The following is a 19,951-nucleotide window of genomic DNA, read 5'->3' on the forward strand; positions in this document are numbered from 1 at the left end:
CCATCATTAATTTGTTTTGATGCCAGTTGTATATATTCCAAGAACCTTAACCTCGTTAGCAATGGTTTTTAATGAGTCAAGGGCTAACCCAAAATCGTCGATATGACGGAAAACAGCATCTGTATGGAAGTAGTATTCCCATGGGTTGCCAACTTGTGGCAACGATTGCAACATGGTTAGGTTTACGCCATAGCGGGAAAATGATTGTAGCGCTGCCTGTAGGCTGCCAACCTTGTGGGCAAGTGAAAATGCGACACTTGCTTTATTTGCAGAGCTATAGGAATGTTTTGTAGTTTTACCTAAGACAACAAAGCGGGTATAGTTATTATGGTTCGATTCAATGGAACTGGCAATCACCTCCAATCCGTATTCCCTTGCCGCTCTTTCGCTTGCTATGGCAGCAACCCCTTTTATTTGGTTCAAAGCAATATCCCTTGCACTTAGGGCAGTGTCGTGGGTTGCAAATACTTTTACATGGGGTATGCTCTGAATGAAATCATCGCATTGCGCAATTGCCATGGGATGTGAGTGAATCTCCTTTATATCCTCAACCCTTTGACCGCTTATGCCTATAAGGTGCTGCGATATCCTCAGGAAAACTTCCCCCTCAATGGTTAAATCCGATTCTCGAATTAGTGTGTAGTTCTGCAGAATGCTTCCTACTAATGAGTTTTCAATAGCCATTACACCTTTTTCGGCTCGTCCTTCGGTAACCGAGTTAACCAACTCTTTGAAGGTAAGGCATTCAACCAGTTCGAGAGGTGTATTGAAGTAAAGTTCCGCTGCATCCTGATGGAAAGCACCCTTGAAACCCTGTATTGCTACTTTTATTGGTTGCATTTGATTTGCATTAAGTTTTATTAAATTAAAAAGCCCTGTTTCCGGCAGGGCTCAATTAGTATCATTAAATAAATGGAGTAGTTGAGCCCGCTGGTTAGGGGAAGTAGAAAAAGTAATAGTAAAACATAACCTTACATGAGGTTACCATTGTAGTGGGTAGTATATAGATGCGTTTACTCATAAAAAAAGCCCCGCTATTGCGGGGCTGGTTTATTGTTAACTGGTTATACCTTTTTATAATATACAACAATTACCCAGCCCCCACTTACTAAAGTAGAAGTAGTAGCTGTAAAAGTAGTTGTTGTTTAATCTTACCATTTCCAACTGATTCTGTTTGCAAAAATAGAATAATTTTGTGAAAACTTGCAAAAAAGAAACTATTTTTTTTAATTTGCACTGGATAATGACAAAAATGGTATTGAATAGCAACATACAACTTTGGTGGTGGCACAGTTTCATTAGATGCTGTGTTAAGCCGCTTTAGTCCTTATGTGCTGATAGTAAAAGAATTAACTTAATATTAGGGGGCTTGCTTAACACAGCAAGCCCCCTAAGTTTTTTATTTTAATAGTTTAAATCATGAAAATAACAAGAATAACTGTAAAATCGAGAAGAATTTCAGCAGACACATATACCCCAATTGGGGTATACCTGAAGTTGCGCGATGCATACCCACAATGCCTTCTACTTGAATGTGCTGACTACAGTGAAAGGAGCGATGCTTTTTCGTATATATGTGTAAAGCCTTTTGCTGGTATTGAGGTTACAGGAGCTAAAACTAAAACCTATATGCTTTTGGAAAGTTCTGAATTTAACACTTTGGATGAATACCCTCCTGCACTTTTTGACTCGTTTTTGCAAAGTTTTAAAATTGATAATACTGATGTAGGAAATGCAGGCTTTTTTGGATTTACAGCTTATGATTCCATTAACCTATTCGATAATGTTAATATTGAAACTTCTAATGCAGTTTTTCCTTTAATCAAGTATGATTTTTACCAGGTGGTAATCGAGTTTAACCATTTCAATAATACACTCACTCTTTACGAGTTTCTTGCTCCAAACGTGGATGAGATTTCCAGTAAGCTTCTATCATTACTTTCAAATAAGAATACCCCAACATTTCCGTTTCAGGCCACCTCTGAGGAATATTCAAACATGAATGATGACTACTACATGGAAATGGTTGAAAAAGGGAAATTACATTGTGCTAGAGGTGATGTTTTCCAGATTGTGCTTTCCCGGCAATTCAGCAAGAAGTATAGTGGCGACGACTTCAATGTATACCGAGCATTGCGTTCTATCAATCCTTCTCCTTACTTGTTCTATTTTGATTACATGAATTTTCGCATCTTCGGTTCATCTCCTGAAGCTCATCTTAAAGTTACTAATGGCGTAGCAACAATTAACCCGATTGCTGGAACAACTGCTCGTAGTGGAGATGCTCAATTAGATAAGAAAATAACCGATGAGTTATTAAAAAACCCAAAGGAAAATTCTGAGCATTGTATGCTTGTTGATTTAGCCAGAAATGACCTTAGTAGGTATGCTGTTGAAGTTACCGTTGATAAATTCCGCGAAGTTCAAAGCTATTCACATGTAATTCATTTGGTATCGTGTGTTAAAGGAAAACTTAAGCCAAATACTAAACCGTATTCATTACTTGCATCAACCTTCCCTGCAGGAACTCTTAGTGGAGCACCAAAGCATAAAGCAATTCAGTTAATTGGAAACATTGAGCCTACCCCACGAGGAATTTATGGTGGAGCAGTTGGGTTTATTGGAATAAATGGCGACATTAATCACGCTATTGTTATTCGTTCATTTATTAGTAGCAAAGGAACCCTTTACTACCAGGCTGGGGCAGGAGTTGTTATTGGGTCATCGCCAAAAGGCGAACTTGCAGAGGTTAATTCAAAGATTTCGGCATTAAGAAGAGCAATAGAATACGCAGAAAAAATTGTTTAACAATCACCTTAATGTTCAAATTCAAACTTTTATGGCATCAATATTATTACTCGACAACTACGACTCATTTACTTTTAACCTACTTCATTACGTTGAAGAATTTGGTGAACACCAAATTGAGGTTTTTAGAAACGATCAAATAGAGGTGAATGAAGTAAATCGTTTCGATGGAATAATCCTGTCACCAGGACCTGGAATTCCTTCTGAAGCAGGTAACATGTTATCTATTATAAAAAGCTATCATTCAACTAAAAGAATCCTCGGGGTTTGCCTTGGAGAGCAAGCTATAGCAGAGTCGTTTGGTGGTACGCTTATTAATCTTGAAACAGTTTACCATGGTGTTTCCAGCAGCATTATAGTTAACAATCCCCCGCATTACCTTTTCGATGGTATCCCTGAAATATTTGAAGCAGGCAGATACCATTCATGGGTTGTAAACCCTAACAATTTGCCCAGCTGTTTCAGGATTGAGGCAACAGATCAGAACGGACAAATCATGGCCATTAGTCATAAAGATTTCGATGTGTGTGGTGTTCAATTTCATCCTGAGTCAATACTAACTCCCGTGGGGAAACAGATCATTTTTAACTGGTTAAAAAGATTTTAGGGTTCAATTTAAATTGGGGAGGTGGATATGAAACAAATATTAACTAAGCTATTTGAATCGCAAAAGCTTAGTAGAACCGAATCGCAAAACTTAATGCACGGTATTGCAAATGGCAGCGTCAATGAATCTCAAATGGCCGCAGTGCTTACTGCCTATATCATGCGAAGCATCAGTTTGGAAGAGTTACAGGGGTTTCGCGATGCTTTGTTGGATCTTTCGGTCAAAGTAGATATATATGACGGTCATACAATAGATCTTTGTGGTACGGGTGGCGATGGTAAAAACACTTTTAACATTTCAACGGCATCGGTTTTTGTTGTTGCAGGTGCTGGAATTCCCGTTGTAAAGCATGGAAATTATGGAGCAACCTCCGTTTCGGGTTCATCCAATGTAATTGAGTATTTTGGGTATAAATTCAGTAGCGATTCCGGTAAGTTAAAAAGGGAAATTGACAATACCAATGTTTGTTTTTTACATGCGCCTCTGTTTCATCCAGCGCTAAAGGCTGTTGGCCCAATAAGGCGTCAGCTTGGCGTAAAAACTTTTTTTAACATGCTAGGCCCTTTGCTAAATCCATCTCGCCCAAAATATCAGGTTAGCGGAGTTTTTAGTATTGAAGTTGCTAGAATTTACAGTTATTTGCTAAGCAACTATCTTAACGATTACAGAATTATACACAGCCTTGATGGTTACGACGAGATTTCGTTAACCAGCTCTACTAAAATATTTTCAAAATCAAGCGAGGATTGCTTGACACCTGAAAGCCTAGGTTTTTGCAAAATCTCACCAGAGAATATTGCCGGAGGAGAAACTGTTGAAGAATCGGCAAAGATTTTTCTTTCGGTTCTAAGTAACAGTGCCGATAAAAGTAAAATTGATGTAGTAATTGCTAACTCGGCAATGGCAATTAGTTGTTACAAAGGTTTTCCTTTTGCAGAATCCACCCTGTATGCCAAGGAATCATTAGAGTCTGGGAAAGCTTTAGAGTGTTTTAAGAAACTGATATCAATACAATAGCTATGAGTATTCTTAATGAAATTGTTACAAAAAGAAAAATTCAGGTTGCCGAGCAAAAGGAACTTTACCCAACCAAATTGCTTGAACGTAGCATTTACTTTAATTCTCAGCCATTATCGCTTAAAAAATACATACTTCGCCCAGACCTCTCGGGAATTATAGCCGAATTCAAACGCAAATCGCCATCCATGGGAATTATTAATGAGTATGCAAAGCCGGATGATGTTTGCTTACGATACATGCAGGCTGGGGCATCGGCCCTATCGGTATTAACTGAAAGTATGTTTTTTGGCGGATCGGCAATGGATTTAACTATTGCAAGAAAGTTTAACTTTTGCCCAATCCTCCGTAAGGATTTTATTGTCGATGAGTATCAAATTATTGAGGCTAAGAGCATTGGCGCTGATGCTATCCTGCTTATAGCCGAGATTCTTTCAAAAAAACAGCTGTCCAACTTCGCTTCCTTAGCCAAATCATTAGGCATGCAAGTACTTTTCGAGATTCATGAAAGGCAAAGTATTTCTAAACTACCAGCCGATGCTGAAATTATTGGTATTAATAGCAGAAACCTAAAAACATTCAATGTAAGCGTTGATCATATGGAATTATTAGTACAGCTCACACCAAAGCACGTGGTAAAAATAGCTGAAAGCGGAATTGATTCCCCAGAAACGTTGCTTACATTGAAAACAATGGGTTTTCAGGGATTTTTAATTGGCGAGAGGTTTATGCGAGAACCGAATCCAGGAAAGGCGTGTGAGAAATTTATCAGCAAAGTAAAAGAGTTAAGTTCAAGTAAGACCAGCTCAGGTTTGCATGATTAATAACTTTTCAACACAATACTGAAAGTATGAAACTTAAAATATGCGGTATAACCGATAAGTCTAACATTACAAGAATAGTGAATTTTCATCCTGATTTTCTTGGGTTTATTTTCTTTTCTGGCTCACAACGCGACGTTAGCAATCGGTTGAGCAGCATCTCATTTGATTTAATCCCCAAAAGTATAAACAAGGTAGCCGTTTTTGTGAATGAGAATACTCACACAATAAAGAGTATTGTTCAAAAGTATGGTTTTACTCACATTCAGCTTCACGGGGATGAGAGCCCTGAGCAATGCAAGGAGGTTCAAAAATTCGCTTCCGTGATAAAAGTTTTCAGGGTGCAACAAACAATCCCTTCAAATTTAGGCGATTATGAAGGTTGCTGCAACTACTTCCTTTTTGATACTTACGGAAAAGAATACGGAGGGAATGGGGAGCCATTTAATCATAGCGTAATTTCAGATTATAATTTAACTACTCCTTTCTTCCTAAGTGGAGGAATCGGCCCCCAGGATGCTTTGTATTTGAATAAGCTGAAGTTTCCAAAACTTTATGCGGTGGACGTTAACAGCCGATTCGAATCAGAACCAGGTTTAAAAGATATCAGAAAACTAGAAAAATTCATTAAACAGCTAAATAGGTATGAACTTTCAACCCAACAGTAAAGGCTACTATGGTAAATTTGGCGGGGCGTTTATTCCAGAAATGCTCCATGCCAATATATATGAGCTACAGCAGAACTACCTTAATATTATCGATTCCGATGACTTTAAAAAGGAGTTTGATGAATTGCTGAAAAATTATGTAGGTAGGCCAACGCCCTTGTACTTTGCCAAAAATCTTTCTGCTGTAAAGGGCGCAAAAATCTACCTGAAACGTGAGGATTTATGTCATACCGGCGCTCACAAGCTTAATAATGTAATAGGACAAATTCTTTTAGCAAAACGGCTGAACAAGATCCATATAATAGCTGAGACAGGAGCGGGACAACATGGTGTGGCAACAGCAACTGTTTGTGCTCTTATGGGATTAAAATGTACAGTATTTATGGGCGCTAAGGATATACAGCGCCAACAACCTAACGTTTTAAGAATGAAGATGCTAGGAGCAACAGTTGTTCCAGCATACTCAGGTAGTCAAACTTTAAAGGATGCAACAAATGAAGCCATCCGGTTTTGGATTAATAATGCCCATGATACCCACTATGTAATTGGCTCTACCATAGGGCCGCACCCTTATCCCGATATGGTTGCAAAATTTCAATCGGTAATAAGTAGGGAAATTCAATATCAGCTTAAAGAAAAAGAAGGTGTTGAGAGCCCCAACTACATAGTTGCCTGTGTTGGAGGCGGAAGCAATGCAGCGGGGGCTTTTTACCATTTTATTGAAAACTCCAAGGTAAAACTAATTGGTGTTGAAGCCGCTGGTGAAGGTATTGAAACCCAAAAAACAGCAGCAACTATATCTACAGGCTCCGAGGGTATAATTCATGGGTGTAAAACCTTACTTATGCAAAATGAGGATGGTCAAATACTTGAAGCTCACTCATTATCCGCTGGACTTGATTATCCAGGTGTTGGCCCACTTCATGCACATCTTTACACGACAGGAAGGGCAAAATACCATTTCGCGACTGATAGTGAAGCTTTAAAGGCAGCATTTGAATTGGCCAAAACCGAAGGAATTATTCCAGCACTAGAATCGTCCCACGCTTTAGCTGCACTTTCAAAACTAAACTTTATGCAAAGCGATATTATTGTGGTTAACCTATCGGGGCGAGGCGATAAGGATCTTAATACTTTTAATGAATATTATGAACAACAGTATGGAAAAGAGTAAAATCAGCGAAATGTTTCGCGGCAAAAAGAATAAAATTCTCTCAATTTATTTTACTGCTGGGTTTCCTGAGCTAAACTCCACTAATAGGGTTATTCTAGCTCTACAAAAGAGCGGAGTGGATATGATTGAGGTTGGAATCCCTTTCTCTGACCCTCTGGCTGACGGAAGTGTTATTCAGCAAACAAGTATAGTTGCTCTTTCCAATGGGATGACCATAAATGTACTCTTTAACCAGCTGGCATCAATAAAAGATCAAGTGCAAGTCCCATTGGTTTTGATGGGCTACCTCAATCCAATTCTCAAATACGGTATTGAGAAATTCTGCTCTGAAGCAAGCAAATTAGGAATAAGTGGCGTTATTGTACCTGATATTCCCTTAGATGAATACATACAGAACTACCAGAATATTTTTGAGTCTTATAGGTTGCCGTTGATCTTCTTAATCACGCCAAGTACCCCCGATAATCGTATTCGGCTAATCGACAGTGTTTCAAAAGGGTTTATATACGCCGTTAGTTCGTTGTCCACTACTGGTAAAGAAGAAAACTATTCTGAACTTCATCGGGCTTACTTGTCGCGAATAAGCTCCTTAAACCTCAGCAATCCCATTTTGGTGGGATTTGGAATACACAATGAGCAAACCTTTAACATTGCTACGCAATACTGCAATGGTGCAATTATTGGAAGTGCATTTCTAAAATGTATTGGGAATGCCAGCAATATTGAAGGAAACACAGCATTATTTATAAGTAAAATCAGAGGTAATAACTAATTAAGTTATGCTAATTCAATTAGAAAAAAACTGCACCAATTCTCATCTTAAAAGTATTGTTGAGAAATTAACAAATGCTGGATACAAGGTTACCCGAGTAAACACTTTTAATCAGGAATATTTGGTGTGCATTGGAAAAACAGAGGTTGATATTCGAATAATTGGGAACCTGCCTGGAGTTAAAGATGTTCACATAGTAACCAATCCTAACCCATTAGTTTCAAGGCAATGGAAAGTTAAAGATACTGAAATTGATTTGGGAAATGGAATAAAAATTTCGCGTGACGATTTCTCAATTGTTGCTGGACCTTGCGCCATTGAGAGCGAGGAGCAGGTTATAACCATTGTAGAATTTTTAAAGCAGCAAGGCATCCAGCTTATGCGTGGAGGAATTTTTAAACCACGCAGCTCCCCCTATTCCTTTAGGGGGCTAGGTATTGATGGATTAAAACTTTTTTCAAATCACTGTAAGGCTAACAGTATTAAAGTGGTCACTGAGGTCATGCAGGTTTCCCAAATTGATGAGATGTACCCTTACACCGATATTTTTCAGGTGGGAACTCGCAACATGCAGAATTTTAACTTGTTGGATGCATTGGGAAAAGTTGATAAGCCTGTGTTGCTAAAACGAGGAATGTCCGCTACACTTTCTGAGTTTCTATCGTCGGCAGAGTATATTTTCTCGAGCGGTAATGAAAAAATTATACTTTGTGAAAGGGGGATACGAACATTCGAAAAAGAATACAGAAACACCCTAGACCTTAATGCAATTCCTTACCTCAAGGATAAAAGTCATCTACCAGTCTTTTGCGATCCTTCGCATGGTGTTGGGGTTAGAGACTACGTTGAAAACATGGCTCTAGCCTCAGTAATGGCAGGCGCCGATGGAGTGCTGCTTGAAATTCATAAAACGCCAGAAAAAGCGCTATCCGATGGTCATCAAACTTTAAATTTTGATGAAAGTAAAAAAGCCTTCAAAAACATAAGACAGTTGGTGGAAATGCGAAAGAACTTGGTTTACTAGCTAGGCGTTCTTTATCATCTCAATTGCTGCCAACGGATTATCGGCCTTAAAAACTGCGTTTCCGGCTACAAGCACGTTTGCCCCTGCTTGGTAAAGTTGACGGGCGTTGCTTGGGCCTACGCCACCATCAACCTCTATCAGGGTTGATAGCCCTTTTTGGTCGATAAGTTTTCTTAATCGTTCAATTCTACCAATGCTGTTGGGTATGAATTTTTGTCCGCCAAACCCGGGGTTTACTGACATGATTAAAACCAAATCGGCGTATTCAAGAATATCGGTTAGTAGTTCAACGGGTGTGTGTGGATTAACTGAAACACCTGCCTTCATTCCAAGTTCCCTGATACGTGAAAGAGTCCTATTAAGGTGTGTGCAAGCTTCGTAGTGAACGGTTAGCCAGTCGGCGCCAGCCTCGCGGAAACGCTCAATGTACCGGTCGGGATCAATTATCATCAGATGTACATCCAGAGGTTTAGCAGCCAAGGCTTTGATGCGTTCAACCACAGGGAATCCGAACGATATGTTTGGTACAAACACACCATCCATTATGTCCAGATGAAACCAGTCGGCCTGGCTCTTGTTTACCATTTCAATATCGCAGGCCAGGTTGGCAAAATCGGCCGAAAGCATCGATGGGGCTACTAAACGTTCCATTTTTCATACATTTTGTGCAAAGGTAGCAAAAAAAGAAAGCGACCCGCTTGGCGGGTCGTTGCATATTGCTTAGCCTAGGTAGCTCTTGAGTATCTTACTTCTTGTGGTTTGTTTTAGCCTTTTTAGCGCTTTTTCCTTTATCTGACGAACACGCTCACGGGTTAGATCAAACTCTTCGCCAATCTCCTCAAGGGTAAGTGGGTGTTTTCCGTTTAAGCCAAAATAAAGTCTAATAATGTTTGCTTCGCGGGGAGTGAGGGTGGACAATGCTCTCTCAATTTCACGGCGCAGGCTTTCGTTAAGCAATCCCTTATCGGGCATGGGTGAATCGGGTGAAAGTAGTACGTCGTACATACTGCTGTCCTCATCCTGGGTGAGGGGTGCATCCATTGAAAGGTGCCTGTTATTCCCACGTAAGGCCTCTTTAATATCCTCAGGGGCAAGCTCGAGCTGTTCCGATAGCTCTTCAATGGTTGGTTCGCGCTCAAAACGTTGTTCCAGTTCTGCTAATGCCCTGTTAACTTTGTTGATTGAACCAATTTTATTCAGCGGTAGTTTAACTATTCTTGCCTGTTCGGCTAAAGCTTGCAGTATTGATTGGCGGATCCACCACACTGCATACGATATGAATTTGAATCCTCTGGTCTCATCAAAGCGCTGGGCAGCCTTAATTAATCCAACATTCCCTTCGTTAATCAGGTCGGGTAGGCTTAACCCCTGGTTCTGGTACTGCTTTGCCACCGATACTACAAATCTCAAATTGGCTTTTACGAGTTTGGCCAGTGCTTCCTGGTCGCCTTCCTTTATTTTCCTGGCAAGCGTTACCTCCTCTTCGGCTGTGAGCAAATCAACCTTGCCAATTTCATGAAGGTACTTGTCAAGCGAGACAGCCTCACGATTAGTAACCTGTTTAATTATCTTCAATTGCCTCATGCCAAAGATTGATTTTTAAACATTCGAATATATTAACAAAATTTAAAAATTGTTCTTTTTGATAAATTTTTTTTATACTTCAATTAAACATTTGCGAAAACTTATTGTCTAAATAAATTTTTCTTATGGTGTAGGGCATATTTTTGGTGACGAATGAGAAGTTAAATAATAGTAGTATCTTCGTGACTTAAGTTAAAAACTATGCGTTTTTCTGTTATCATACCGGTATATAACCGCCCTGGCGAGGTTGAGGAGTTACTTCAAAGTCTTGCAGATCAGGAATATGATGATTTTGAGGTGATTGTAGTTGAGGACGGGTCAAAGATTCCCTGTAGCGAAGTAGTAAACAAATTCGCCTCTGGACTAAAAATTCAATACTTTTTCAAGGAAAACACTGGTCCCGGACTAACACGAAACTATGGTGCCGAAAGGGCAAAGGGGGAATTCCTAATCTTTTTTGACTCGGATTGCATAATCCCTAATAATTACTTTACCCGTGTTGAGGAGGAGCTTGCGGCAGAGTATGTCGATTTTTTTGGAGGCCCCGATGCTACTCACCCCTCGTTTACCGATATTCAAAAGGCAATTGGCTACTCCATGACCTCATTTTTTACAACAGGGGGTATTCGTGGGGGAAGGGTAAAGCTGGAGCGTTTTACTCCTCGTAGCTTTAACATGGGCATAAATGCTGAAGTATTCCATTCGGTTGGCGGTTTTTCAAATATGAGGTTTGGTGAGGATGTGGATTTAAGCCTCAGGCTTTTTGAGATGGGTTTTAGGAGTAGGCTTTTCCCTAAAGCATTTGTTTACCATAAACGCAGAACCGATTTCCGTAAGTTTTTTAAACAGGTTTTCAACTCGGGTATGGCTCGCATAAACCTTAGCATTAATCATAAAAACTCATTAAAGTTGGTTCACCTATTACCCTCTGGGTTTGTATTTGTAATGAGCGTAGCAGTTCTGCTATCGTGGGCTTACCCCGTTATTTCAATTTTTCCCTTGCTTTACTCAATTGCAATCTTGTTCGACTCCTTGTTAAAAGGGAATTCGCTCACGGTTGCATTATTGAGCGTGGTGGCAGCATGGGTTCAGCTATACGGATATGGTTTAGGGTTTACTTATGCTCTCTGGTTATGGGTTGTTCATGGCAAAAGACCCAATGGTGCTTTTACTAAAAATTTTTACCGGTAGCTACTTTATCATTTCCAGTAGTTTGTTACGGTTAAGAATGGTTATTTCACGACGGTTTATGTGAATAATACCCTCGTCCTGCATCTCAGAAAAAACCCTTGCCAAGGCAGGGCGCGTTACGCCAAAAAACTCTGCCAATTCCTGATGCGATTTTGGTAGTATGAGTGTGGTTCTAACTTCGCTTTTTGATAGGTTTAACAGGTAATGCGCTATTTTTTCCTTTATGGTTTTAAATGATAGGAACCAAAGCTTGTTTGATAGAAATTGAGCCCGGTTTGATATGGAATTAAGGTAATTGGTTAGCACCTGTGCGTTTTTCTGCATCAACCCAAGAAACTCAACTTTAGGGATATACAGTAATTTGCAGTCTTCCAGAGCAATAACATCAACAGGGTATCGGTTGTTTTCGCCAAAAAGAAAGGCGTGCGCAATTGGCATTGGAGCATGCATTTCCTCAATCTTAAGAATTTTACCGGAAAAGTCGACCATCTCGCCCTTTACACTCCCCTCAACTACAATGCACAAACTTCGAACCTCCTCGGTTCGCTGGGCTATGGTTTGTCCTTTGCTGAATGAACGAATGGTATGGGGTGTTTCATTTAAAAGATGGGCTACATCATCCTCAGTTAATCCTCGAAATATGGGCGATAATGTTATAACCTTGTTCATAATTTTTGTAATTTGCCACAAAGTAAACAAATCAACAGATAGGTTGCTTAAAAATATGTCTGTTAAATATCAAAACGGACAGGCGGTGTGTGTGCAGGAGCATAAACCTATCGCTTTCAATCCCTGGAAGCACCATTGTGGTTTTGTATGCAACCAAATTCAACTAATCAGAGGGGAAGGTGGAATCAAGCCAGATCATTTTTTAGGGTATATCGGAGGGACTCTACTCGATTTTTACATTGGTGAACTTTCTGTTTACACAATAGTAAATGAGGTTAACAAATATTTTATGGATTTGGGTGTAGCCAATGTTGATGATTTTAAACACTGGCTTGGCTTACCTGAAACTACGTTCAAAAACATTTATCTCAGCGATGGTTCGCGCTGGGTTATGCGATTAGGACAAAACGATGAATATTACATTCACATACATCCGGGTCGATACTCTAAGCTTACTATCCGCTGTAGGCCAACAACCCTAAAAGTAGCCATTGCTTTCAGATATCTTTTTGGGTTTGAGGAGGAGTGTTTTGAAATCGATAAAGTAAATTATGCCCGTAAGCTTGCAGGTTTACCCCCGGTTGAATCGTTAAATTCAGCTTCAGCCTTGCAAAATTTTATATCCAATTTAAGGGTTAATAATCGTTAAAAATCCACATGTGTTTTATAACATATACTGCTGAATATCAGTATATACAAGTCATTCAAAAAAGGTGTTTTATATCATCATTTTTGGCCTGAATTTTGTGAAACTATGGTTGTATTTTTGCGTTATAAAAGTAGTTTTTCAAGTATAGGTTTTAGGGTTAATAGTTGGTTAGGTTTAGTTGATTTAGGTTAGTTAGGGTGTAAGGACGGAACCGTATTTTCGGTTCCGTCTTTATTTTTATATGGGTTTATGCCCCCTGGCACCAAACAATTCCCTAAAAATTCGTAGGTTTGGGTGAAAAATTTATTGTATGAATCAGTCTTTATCCAAAGTATTCTGTTTCATATCATCTTTATTGATTATATCCTGCTCCAATGAAACTGAAAGGTTATCTACAAATGTATTCAGGTATAACGAAAGTAAAGGGATAACCTCACTTGATCCCGCCTATGCCCGTAACCTTGCATTAATTTGGCCGGTGAGCCAAATTTTCAACGGACTTGTTCAGTTTTCCGATTCGCTTACTGTTGAACCCTCCATTGCAAAGCGTTGGTCTATTTCCCCCGATGGTTTAACCTACACATTCTACCTCCGCAACGATGTATATTTCCATGATTCGCCTGTTTTCAAGTCGGGCAAAGGACGACGAGCTACAGCCCAGGATTTTGTTTACTCCTTTGGCCGAATACTCAACCCCACAACAGCTTCGCCTGGAATGTGGGTGTTAAGTGTGCTCGATAGGGAAAACCCAAACTACGAGAATGGTTGCTATGCCCCCAACGATAGCACTTTGGTGTTGAAGCTAAAAAAGCCTTTTCCTCCCTTTCTTGGGTTGTTGTGCATGCCCTACTGCTATGTTGTACCTCACGAAGCGGTTTCGTTTTATGGCAAAGATTTTGGCCACAACCCGGTTGGCACCGGTCCCTTTTACCTGAAGCTTTGGCGCGATGGGGAAAAGCTTGTATTACGCAAAAACCCAAATTACTTTGAGGTTGATGAGCTAGGTAACCGCCTACCTTACCTCGAAGCTGTATCCATTTCATTTATTCCCGATAAGCAATCGGAATTTCTGGAATTTGTAAATGGTAAAATCGACTTTCTTTCAGGGGTAAATGCAGCATCAAAGGATGAACTTCTCACCCGCTCGGGTAGGCTAAACCCTAAGTATTCCGATAAAGTAAAAATGGTTACAGGCCCATACCTAAATACTGAGTATATTGGGATAATTATTGACTCTGCAAAGCTCCCTGGTAACCAAAGATTTTTGCTCGACGAACGGGTGCGTAAAGCTATTGCTATGAGTTTTGATAAAGAGAAAATGATGCTTTACCTCCGGAGCAACCTTGGCTATCCGGCTAATGGTGGATTTGTACCTTCCGGCATGCCCGGTTTTACTGATGTAAACTACGGTTTGGCTTACAACCCGTTACAGGCTATGCAATTGCTAAAGCAAGCGGGTTACAGCAGTAAAAACGCTTTACCTGAAATAACAGTTTCAACCACCGACGATTATCTCGATTTGTTTGAGTATATTCAGAACCAGCTCAGCACGGTAGGCATTAAACTCAATATTGATGTGCTACCCGGTGCAGCATACCGCGAAATGCTTGCAAATGGGAAACTACCTGTTTTCAGAGGATCTTGGATAGCTGACTATCCCGATCCGGAAAACTACCTAGCTTGTTTCCTTGCGGATAATTTTGCTCCTAATGGACCAAACTATAGCCATTTCAGCAGTGTGCAGTTTGAAATGCTTTATCGGAAAGCAATGTCGCTTACCAGTTACGACCAACGATTACCATACTACCATAGCCTCGATTCTATTGTTACATCAAAAGCCATAGTTATACCTTTGTACTACGATAAAGTGGTTAGGTTTACCTCGGCCAGAGTTGATGGTATTGGTGTAAATCCGATGAATTTTTTAGTTTTGAAAAAAGTAAAAGTAAAAAGCATAAAATGATAATTATTGCCGATAGCGGAGCTACAAAAACCGATTGGAGAATTTTAGAAAACGGCAAGCCCATTGCAAGTTTCGAAACCATTGGGTTAAGTCCATACTTTAATAGGCAGGAAGATTTTTTAATCGCATTAAATCAAAACTACCCCAAGCAGATCAACCCAGAACAGGTAAAGGAGATTTTCTTTTACGGTTCCGGATGTGGAGTGCATGAAAGGGGGCAGGATGTAGCAAGGTATCTTGGTATTTTTTTTAGCAATGCCAAAATCCATGCAGTTTCCGATGCTTTAGGGGCAGCCCGGGCGCTATTTAAGCGCCAACCCGGCATTGTTGTAATCCTTGGAACCGGCTCAAATATTGCCTACTACGATGGCGAACGGCTTTATAACCGAACCCCCTCGCTTGGATTTGTTCTGGGTGACGAGGGTAGCGGAGCATACATGGGAAGGCTTTTGCTTCGTGCTTATCTTTACAAAACACTCGATCATGATATAGCCCAAAGCCTAGAGCAGCAGTACAATGTTGAGCTAAGCCACGTGCTCAATATGGTTTATAGCGCACCCCGCCCATCGGCGTACCTTGCATCGTTCGTACCTTTTATTCTTGAAAATATCCAGAACCAGCATATATACTCTATTGTAAAGGAGGCGTTTGTAGCCCTTTACAGGTATCACTTTGCGGTATTTGAGAATCTATCCGATTTATCCATTGGTGTAACCGGTTCAGTAGGATGTCTTTTCAGTCAGGTTCTAGATTTGGTTGGAGAGGAGTATGGGTTTAAAATATCGCAATACTTACGCTACCCAATAGTTGAGCTAATTAACTACCATACACAAAATACTCGGAATATACCTTAACTCCCGATTTTTCCGAAAGTGTTTCGGCATACGAAATAAACGACTTTCCATGGTTTGTTTCGCCTAATCGTATCAGGGTTTGGCCAAGTATGTTCATCAATACCATTTCCTGCAAGCGGTAACCCGAAATTCCACAAAGTTCAATGGAGTTCCTTATACAGGTATGTGCATCGTTCAGGTTACTTTCGTAAAAGTATGATATTGAGCGGGCTAACTCTCCGAGTACTATTGCAAAATGGTTCCTGCTGGGATTGAGCTGGCTGTAGTTTTGCATGAGCTGATGATGCTTTTCCGGGGTAAAAGGGTTACGATTTTTAGTGAGGTCAGTGAACTCATAAATGATAGAGTCCAACGCTTTTTGGTGTGCCGAGAGATTTAAGGGTTCTATCAAAATATCTTGTAGTGGAAAAAAGCGCTTATCAATAAAAACTAAGGGTAAAACCGACTCCCTGAACTCAAGCTTTGCACTGGCGGAATTGATACTTTTATAGAATTCCAAAGCTTTCTTTACCATTAATTCGGTTTTTGAGCCAGTTGAGAAGAAGATATTAAGGCAGAACCACATACCAGCAACTCTTGCTGAGTTTTGCTCAGCCATTATAAAATTGTTATGCCACTCATTGCTATTATTGATATGTGAGATTTCCAAACCCATAAGGTTGCAGTAATCCATAGCTACTTTTGAATCGTTGTAGTAAGGGCTTGAGGGTTGCACTTGTTCCAGTATTTTTCTATAGGTTGATGAAGTGCCGTTTAAATCGGGATTTATGAGCAACAATTCTCTTTCTGCCTCTCTATTTCTGAGCAGGTGAGGTAATAAATCCTTGAACAGTGATTCATCTCGTTTAAAACATAGCGTAAGTGTATTGATGAGTTCCGTTATGTAATCGGGCAAAAATAGTTGGAACAAATCCACAAGAAATGCAGCCTTACGTTCATTAAAGCCAATGCTAAAGATGTAGCCAATCAATTTTGGGTAAATCTCATTTTGTGAAAAGAGATTTTTTGTTGCAGTGATTAATTTCTCGCTTAAACCGTACTCCTTAATTAGTTTTTGGGCAATTAGCGATGTTAATATATTATTATTACTTATGGAAACAAGAGTTGAGTAGCCTAGTGAATCGGTATACACTTTCTCTTCGGAAATAATTCCAAACGAAAGTAAATCATGGTATGCATCAAAGTAATTGCCTGCAGTTTTTAGGTTTATGGGGTAAAGCTTTTTAAGCTGCTGCTTGTTGATTGCACCAGAATTTTCCAACCATTCCTTGGCAATGGCATTCAAAATATCGGCTTTCTCTTCGGGGTAAATTGAATCAAATACTTTTTGTTTGATAAACTCGTTGATGATATTCAATGGGTCCGAAAGGGTTTGGTAGCTTGCTTTACCGTAGCTGCTAATAAAAAGTTGTAGGTAAAATGGGTACGAAATAGTTTGGCGTAACAAAGGAGGTAACTCGAATATAAGCAAGCGTTCTTTTTTCCCTTCGTTCACTGTGTTATCAAGAACTGTTTGCATTTCATCGTACGAAAGGGGAGGAATATTAGCGTTATCGGAGTTAAAGTTGGATTGATCAATATTCAGCCAAACTTCTGGGTTTATAAGGTAACCCTGAAGCGATTTCCATGTGGCATACCTTGATGTAATAATCAGCTTGGTGTTGGCCGACTCTGAAAATTCTTTGGCCAGCTCGTGTATTCCTTTAAGGGTTCTTTCAAGTTTAATACCGGTAAGGGTTACCTCATCAAGGGCATCAATTATGAATACAATTGTGCCAGGTAGTTTTTTGAGCTCATCTTTTAAATTCGGGATTGAAAATGCGTTAATGCCAATTTGACCCCACAACCATTCATCGATATTTAGCTCTGAAAACGCATAGTTTTCAAGTTTTGATGCCGAAATGATGATGGGTATTATTTGCTGTTTTTTTACTTTAGGGTTATTTAAGTACCAGTGGGCAATGAAAGTAGATTTTCCATAACCGCCTGGCGCCACAATTGCCAATGCTGTGTAGTTTGAACTTACAAAGTGATTAAGCAACGATTCCAGATATGTTCGCCTTACGGTTTTTTCAAATGGGATTCCGGATTTTATTTGTATTGAACGAATGCTATGGTGGTTTACCTCCATTGTATTTGTGGTAATTAAACTCCAAAGCTCCGGTATGTTTGTTTTAGAGGTAACACTCGCCTTAATCTGATTTTCAACAAAGTCTTGCCAGTGGCTATACCCGCAATAGCGTGCAAGAATATCGAGTGTGACACGTGTTGGTTTAGAATTCGTTTTCAGGAACCCAAAAAGCCGGCGGAGGGTTGCCGGGCTTATATACTCGTGCGTATGCTCAAATACTTTTTCCGACAAGGTTTTACAGTCGCGTTGGTACGATATCTTTTTACCAAAACGCTTCTCAACGGCTTCAATAAGCTGTTTATGTAAATCCATTGCCGAACTGCTTTTGATGTCTCAAATGTAAGGATTTTAAAGATATCTATAATTCGGGTTGTAAAGGGTTTTCTTAAAAATTTATTGACACGTTTGACACGTTACTCTCCGAGGATAACTACCGTATATTTGGCAAGGAGCAAAACAATAATGCTATGTTCAAGCTTGTAAAAAAGAATAAAATTGACATTGGGGTGTTCATCATTTTTTTCATCATCACCCTAATTTTTGTAGTAACGCTAGTAAAAACTTTAACATTATAAATTTAAAAAACCATGTACAGTCAGGTTTGGGAAAAATGTTCAGCATCGGTTTGTTGCCTGAACTTTTACAATGAGCACGGTGTGCTCATTGACACGTTGAGTGGATTTAAGATCAATAAATCGCTTGTAACCTGTGAGCAAGCCTTTTACGTAAAAGGCGCCCAAAAGGTAGAAATCCGTTTTGTTGAGGCTGACGCAAATACCCCAAAGGCATCCATGCGTTTGGATTACAAAGAGTTCATTGATGACCTTAGGATTGGGTTTACCCATAACCAAGCCGATTACGCTGTATTTAATATTGATTTTGCTGAATTTCAGGATATTCCAAGCCTGTCGCTGTGCGAACGATGGAATTACCCAATTGGCATGCCTGTGGCAATTATTGGTTTTAATGGAGTAGGGCAAAACCTTTCCATAAAAACAGGAATAGTTTCGTCCGCTTTCTCAAATAAGCAGGGAGTTAGGTATCTTCAGCTCGATGGCCTAACTTGCTATGGGAATAGCGGAGCTCCTGTAATTGACCCTCAAACCATGCAGGTAATTGCAATTGTATCGCGTAGAAATAACCCGGCAACCAAATCGTACAACGATTTAATGGGCTACATCAGCACAAACCTTGAAGAGCTGCGCAAGATTGAAGGTAAATTTAAACTTGGCGAACTCGACCCCATTCAGGTACTTATTGCCAACCAGAACCAGATTAAGCTTTTGGCCACAAATATCTACAAGCACACTGCAACAGGTTCATCGCAGGCAGTTATGCTCGATCATATTATCACTTACTTTAACGAACAAGCAATTATTGAAAATCATTTATTAAAAAGTACCGAAGTGGAATTTGATGTAACAGTTAATAAAGAGTAGTGTTTTTGTTTTCATGGGTTGGTAGGGTACTGCTATCATGCAGTGCCCTTTCTTTTTTATGTTAAACAATTATAAAAAGTAAAATGTTTATATTTTGCATGAACAAAAAGAATCAAGCATACTTAGTTTTGTGTTAGTTTTTTATGGTGAAACTTAAATGATAAGGAAATGAGTCGAAAGAGTTATGTTGATTTTCTGAGCAATATAGAACTTTTCAGGGGATTGAGTGAGCAGGAACTGAATACACTTGTCAAAGGGATTGTTGAAAGGGAATTCCCTACCGGAAGCATGTTGTTCATTGAGAATAATAAACGCGAGGGCATTCTGGTGATATATGAGGGGCAGGTTGAACTTTTTAAGAGCAATCCTTATGGAGTTGAGCTTAAGCTAACCCAATTCTCAAAGGGCGATTTCCTTGGCGAAGGGGTTCTAGCCTCAGAATCTACTCATTCTACATCGGCAAGGGCTATAGCTCCAACAAAGGCTTTACTCCTTAGGGTTGAGGATTTGAATGCAAATCCTGCAATTGCCCTCAAGGTACTTACCAATATTACCAGGGTTATGCAGCGGCGAATGAGGT

At 39.7% G+C, this 19,951-nt stretch carries 18 protein-coding genes and 1 pseudogene; 14 read left to right on the plus strand and 5 right to left on the minus strand.

Features of this window, described 5'->3' with window-relative positions; translation table 11 throughout:
- Positions 1–6 precede the first annotated feature (6 nt).
- On the minus strand, positions 7–840 hold the full coding sequence (locus WHS63_RS01960) for a prephenate dehydratase (RefSeq protein WP_445203655.1): 834 nt from the start codon (positions 838–840) through the stop codon (positions 7–9).
- A gap of 579 nt (positions 841–1,419) precedes the next feature.
- Here WHS63_RS01960 and WHS63_RS01965 point away from each other — a divergent pair.
- Genes WHS63_RS01965 through WHS63_RS02000 form a run of 8 tightly spaced genes read left to right on the plus strand, consistent with a single transcriptional unit; the run spans position 1,420 to position 8,891 of the window.
- Entirely contained in the window at positions 1,420–2,808 is a 1,389-nt protein-coding gene (locus tag WHS63_RS01965) for an anthranilate synthase component I family protein (protein ID WP_445203656.1), read from the plus strand.
- 31 nt (positions 2,809–2,839) lie between these two features.
- Positions 2,840–3,415 carry an anthranilate synthase component II gene (locus tag WHS63_RS01970; protein WP_445203657.1) on the plus strand — a complete coding sequence of 192 codons (576 nt, stop codon included), beginning with the start codon at positions 2,840–2,842 and terminating at the stop codon, positions 3,413–3,415.
- 27 nt (positions 3,416–3,442) lie between these two features.
- Positions 3,443–4,432 (plus strand): anthranilate phosphoribosyltransferase, encoded by a 990-nt coding sequence (trpD, locus tag WHS63_RS01975; RefSeq protein WP_445203658.1) that lies wholly within the window; start codon positions 3,443–3,445, stop codon positions 4,430–4,432.
- Positions 4,433–4,434: 2 nt separating this feature from the next.
- Positions 4,435–5,256: an indole-3-glycerol phosphate synthase TrpC gene (gene trpC, locus WHS63_RS01980; RefSeq protein WP_445203659.1), complete on the plus strand. Its 822-nt coding sequence runs from the start codon at positions 4,435–4,437 to the stop codon at positions 5,254–5,256.
- 26 nt (positions 5,257–5,282) lie between these two features.
- Positions 5,283–5,921: a phosphoribosylanthranilate isomerase gene (locus WHS63_RS01985; protein WP_445203660.1), complete on the plus strand. Its 639-nt coding sequence runs from the start codon at positions 5,283–5,285 to the stop codon at positions 5,919–5,921.
- Complete coding sequence (gene trpB, locus WHS63_RS01990) at positions 5,899–7,095, plus strand: tryptophan synthase subunit beta (protein WP_445203661.1); 1,197 nt, start codon at positions 5,899–5,901, stop codon at positions 7,093–7,095. Before WHS63_RS01985 ends, trpB begins: the two co-directional genes overlap by 23 nt.
- Positions 7,096–7,105: 10 nt before the next feature.
- Positions 7,106–7,867 carry a tryptophan synthase subunit alpha gene (gene trpA / locus WHS63_RS01995; RefSeq protein ID WP_445203662.1) on the plus strand — a complete coding sequence of 254 codons (762 nt, stop codon included), beginning with the start codon at positions 7,106–7,108 and terminating at the stop codon, positions 7,865–7,867.
- 7 nt (positions 7,868–7,874) lie between these two features.
- Positions 7,875–8,891, plus strand: a complete 1,017-nt coding sequence (locus tag WHS63_RS02000; RefSeq protein WP_445203663.1) for a bifunctional 3-deoxy-7-phosphoheptulonate synthase/chorismate mutase — start codon at positions 7,875–7,877, stop codon at positions 8,889–8,891.
- Here WHS63_RS02000 and rpe read toward each other — a convergent pair whose 3' ends face one another.
- Complete coding sequence (gene rpe / locus WHS63_RS02005) at positions 8,892–9,542, minus strand: ribulose-phosphate 3-epimerase (RefSeq protein WP_445203664.1); 651 nt, start codon at positions 9,540–9,542, stop codon at positions 8,892–8,894. It lies immediately after the preceding gene.
- Positions 9,543–9,611: 69 nt separating this feature from the next.
- Positions 9,612–10,475, minus strand: coding sequence for a sigma-70 family RNA polymerase sigma factor (locus WHS63_RS02010; protein ID WP_369490033.1), 864 nt, complete (start codon positions 10,473–10,475; stop codon positions 9,612–9,614).
- Between the two features lie 201 nt (positions 10,476–10,676).
- Between WHS63_RS02010 and WHS63_RS02015 the strand changes: the two genes are divergently transcribed.
- Positions 10,677–11,666 carry a glycosyltransferase gene (locus tag WHS63_RS02015; RefSeq protein ID WP_445203665.1) on the plus strand — a complete coding sequence of 330 codons (990 nt, stop codon included), beginning with the start codon at positions 10,677–10,679 and terminating at the stop codon, positions 11,664–11,666.
- Here the strand turns inward: WHS63_RS02015 and WHS63_RS02020 are convergent, their stop codons facing one another.
- Positions 11,667–12,335, minus strand: coding sequence for a Crp/Fnr family transcriptional regulator (locus tag WHS63_RS02020; RefSeq protein ID WP_369490035.1), 669 nt, complete (start codon positions 12,333–12,335; stop codon positions 11,667–11,669).
- A gap of 55 nt (positions 12,336–12,390) precedes the next feature.
- On the opposite strand from WHS63_RS02020, the gene WHS63_RS02025 reads away from it, so the two are divergent.
- The 3 genes from WHS63_RS02025 to WHS63_RS02035 all read left to right on the plus strand — a co-directional run bounded on the left by WHS63_RS02025 (position 12,391) and on the right by WHS63_RS02035 (position 15,801).
- On the plus strand, positions 12,391–12,984 hold the full coding sequence (locus WHS63_RS02025) for a hypothetical protein (protein ID WP_445203666.1): 594 nt from the start codon (positions 12,391–12,393) through the stop codon (positions 12,982–12,984).
- A 310-nt stretch (positions 12,985–13,294) separates the two neighbouring features.
- Complete coding sequence (locus tag WHS63_RS02030; protein WP_445203667.1) at positions 13,295–14,947, plus strand: ABC transporter substrate-binding protein; 1,653 nt, start codon at positions 13,295–13,297, stop codon at positions 14,945–14,947.
- Positions 14,944–15,801, plus strand: a complete 858-nt coding sequence (locus tag WHS63_RS02035) for a BadF/BadG/BcrA/BcrD ATPase family protein (protein WP_445203668.1) — start codon at positions 14,944–14,946, stop codon at positions 15,799–15,801. Before WHS63_RS02030 ends, WHS63_RS02035 begins: the two co-directional genes overlap by 4 nt.
- On the opposite strand, the gene WHS63_RS02040 is transcribed toward WHS63_RS02035, so the two are convergent.
- The gene (locus tag WHS63_RS02040; RefSeq protein WP_445203669.1) at positions 15,764–18,244 is read right to left on the minus strand and encodes a hypothetical protein; all 2,481 of its coding nucleotides are present in this window, start codon (positions 18,242–18,244) and stop codon (positions 15,764–15,766) included. The two genes, WHS63_RS02035 and WHS63_RS02040, sit on opposite strands and share 38 nt — an antisense overlap.
- Positions 18,245–18,519: 275 nt before the next feature.
- On the opposite strand from WHS63_RS02040, the gene WHS63_RS02045 reads away from it, so the two are divergent.
- The gene (locus WHS63_RS02045) at positions 18,520–19,371 is read left to right on the plus strand and encodes a S1 family peptidase (protein ID WP_445203670.1); all 852 of its coding nucleotides are present in this window, start codon (positions 18,520–18,522) and stop codon (positions 19,369–19,371) included.
- A gap of 168 nt (positions 19,372–19,539) precedes the next feature.
- Positions 19,540–19,872, plus strand: a pseudogene (locus WHS63_RS02050) (cyclic nucleotide-binding domain-containing protein); the annotation flags it as partial.
- Between the last annotated feature and the right edge of the window lie 79 nt (positions 19,873–19,951).

It is taken from the genome of Tenuifilum sp. (genome assembly GCF_037481895.1).
Classification (GTDB): domain Bacteria; phylum Bacteroidota; class Bacteroidia; order Bacteroidales; family Tenuifilaceae; genus Tenuifilum; species Tenuifilum osseticum.

Coding starts and splice junctions, on each gene's coding strand:
- WHS63_RS01960 (WP_445203655.1), bottom strand. CDS start 840: ATGCAACCAATAAAAGTAGCAATACAGGGTTTCAAGGGTGCTTTCCAT.
- WHS63_RS01965 (WP_445203656.1), top strand. CDS start 1,420: ATGAAAATAACAAGAATAACTGTAAAATCGAGAAGAATTTCAGCAGAC.
- WHS63_RS01970 (WP_445203657.1), top strand. CDS start 2,840: ATGGCATCAATATTATTACTCGACAACTACGACTCATTTACTTTTAAC.
- trpD (WP_445203658.1), top strand. CDS start 3,443: ATGAAACAAATATTAACTAAGCTATTTGAATCGCAAAAGCTTAGTAGA.
- trpC (WP_445203659.1), top strand. CDS start 4,435: ATGAGTATTCTTAATGAAATTGTTACAAAAAGAAAAATTCAGGTTGCC.
- WHS63_RS01985 (WP_445203660.1), top strand. CDS start 5,283: ATGAAACTTAAAATATGCGGTATAACCGATAAGTCTAACATTACAAGA.
- trpB (WP_445203661.1), top strand. CDS start 5,899: ATGAACTTTCAACCCAACAGTAAAGGCTACTATGGTAAATTTGGCGGG.
- trpA (WP_445203662.1), top strand. CDS start 7,106: ATGTTTCGCGGCAAAAAGAATAAAATTCTCTCAATTTATTTTACTGCT.
- WHS63_RS02000 (WP_445203663.1), top strand. CDS start 7,875: ATGCTAATTCAATTAGAAAAAAACTGCACCAATTCTCATCTTAAAAGT.
- rpe (WP_445203664.1), bottom strand. CDS start 9,542: ATGGAACGTTTAGTAGCCCCATCGATGCTTTCGGCCGATTTTGCCAAC.
- WHS63_RS02010 (WP_369490033.1), bottom strand. CDS start 10,475: ATGAGGCAATTGAAGATAATTAAACAGGTTACTAATCGTGAGGCTGTC.
- WHS63_RS02015 (WP_445203665.1), top strand. CDS start 10,677: ATGCGTTTTTCTGTTATCATACCGGTATATAACCGCCCTGGCGAGGTT.
- WHS63_RS02020 (WP_369490035.1), bottom strand. CDS start 12,335: ATGAACAAGGTTATAACATTATCGCCCATATTTCGAGGATTAACTGAG.
- WHS63_RS02025 (WP_445203666.1), top strand. CDS start 12,391: ATGTCTGTTAAATATCAAAACGGACAGGCGGTGTGTGTGCAGGAGCAT.
- WHS63_RS02030 (WP_445203667.1), top strand. CDS start 13,295: ATGAATCAGTCTTTATCCAAAGTATTCTGTTTCATATCATCTTTATTG.
- WHS63_RS02035 (WP_445203668.1), top strand. CDS start 14,944: ATGATAATTATTGCCGATAGCGGAGCTACAAAAACCGATTGGAGAATT.
- WHS63_RS02040 (WP_445203669.1), bottom strand. CDS start 18,244: ATGGATTTACATAAACAGCTTATTGAAGCCGTTGAGAAGCGTTTTGGT.
- WHS63_RS02045 (WP_445203670.1), top strand. CDS start 18,520: ATGTACAGTCAGGTTTGGGAAAAATGTTCAGCATCGGTTTGTTGCCTG.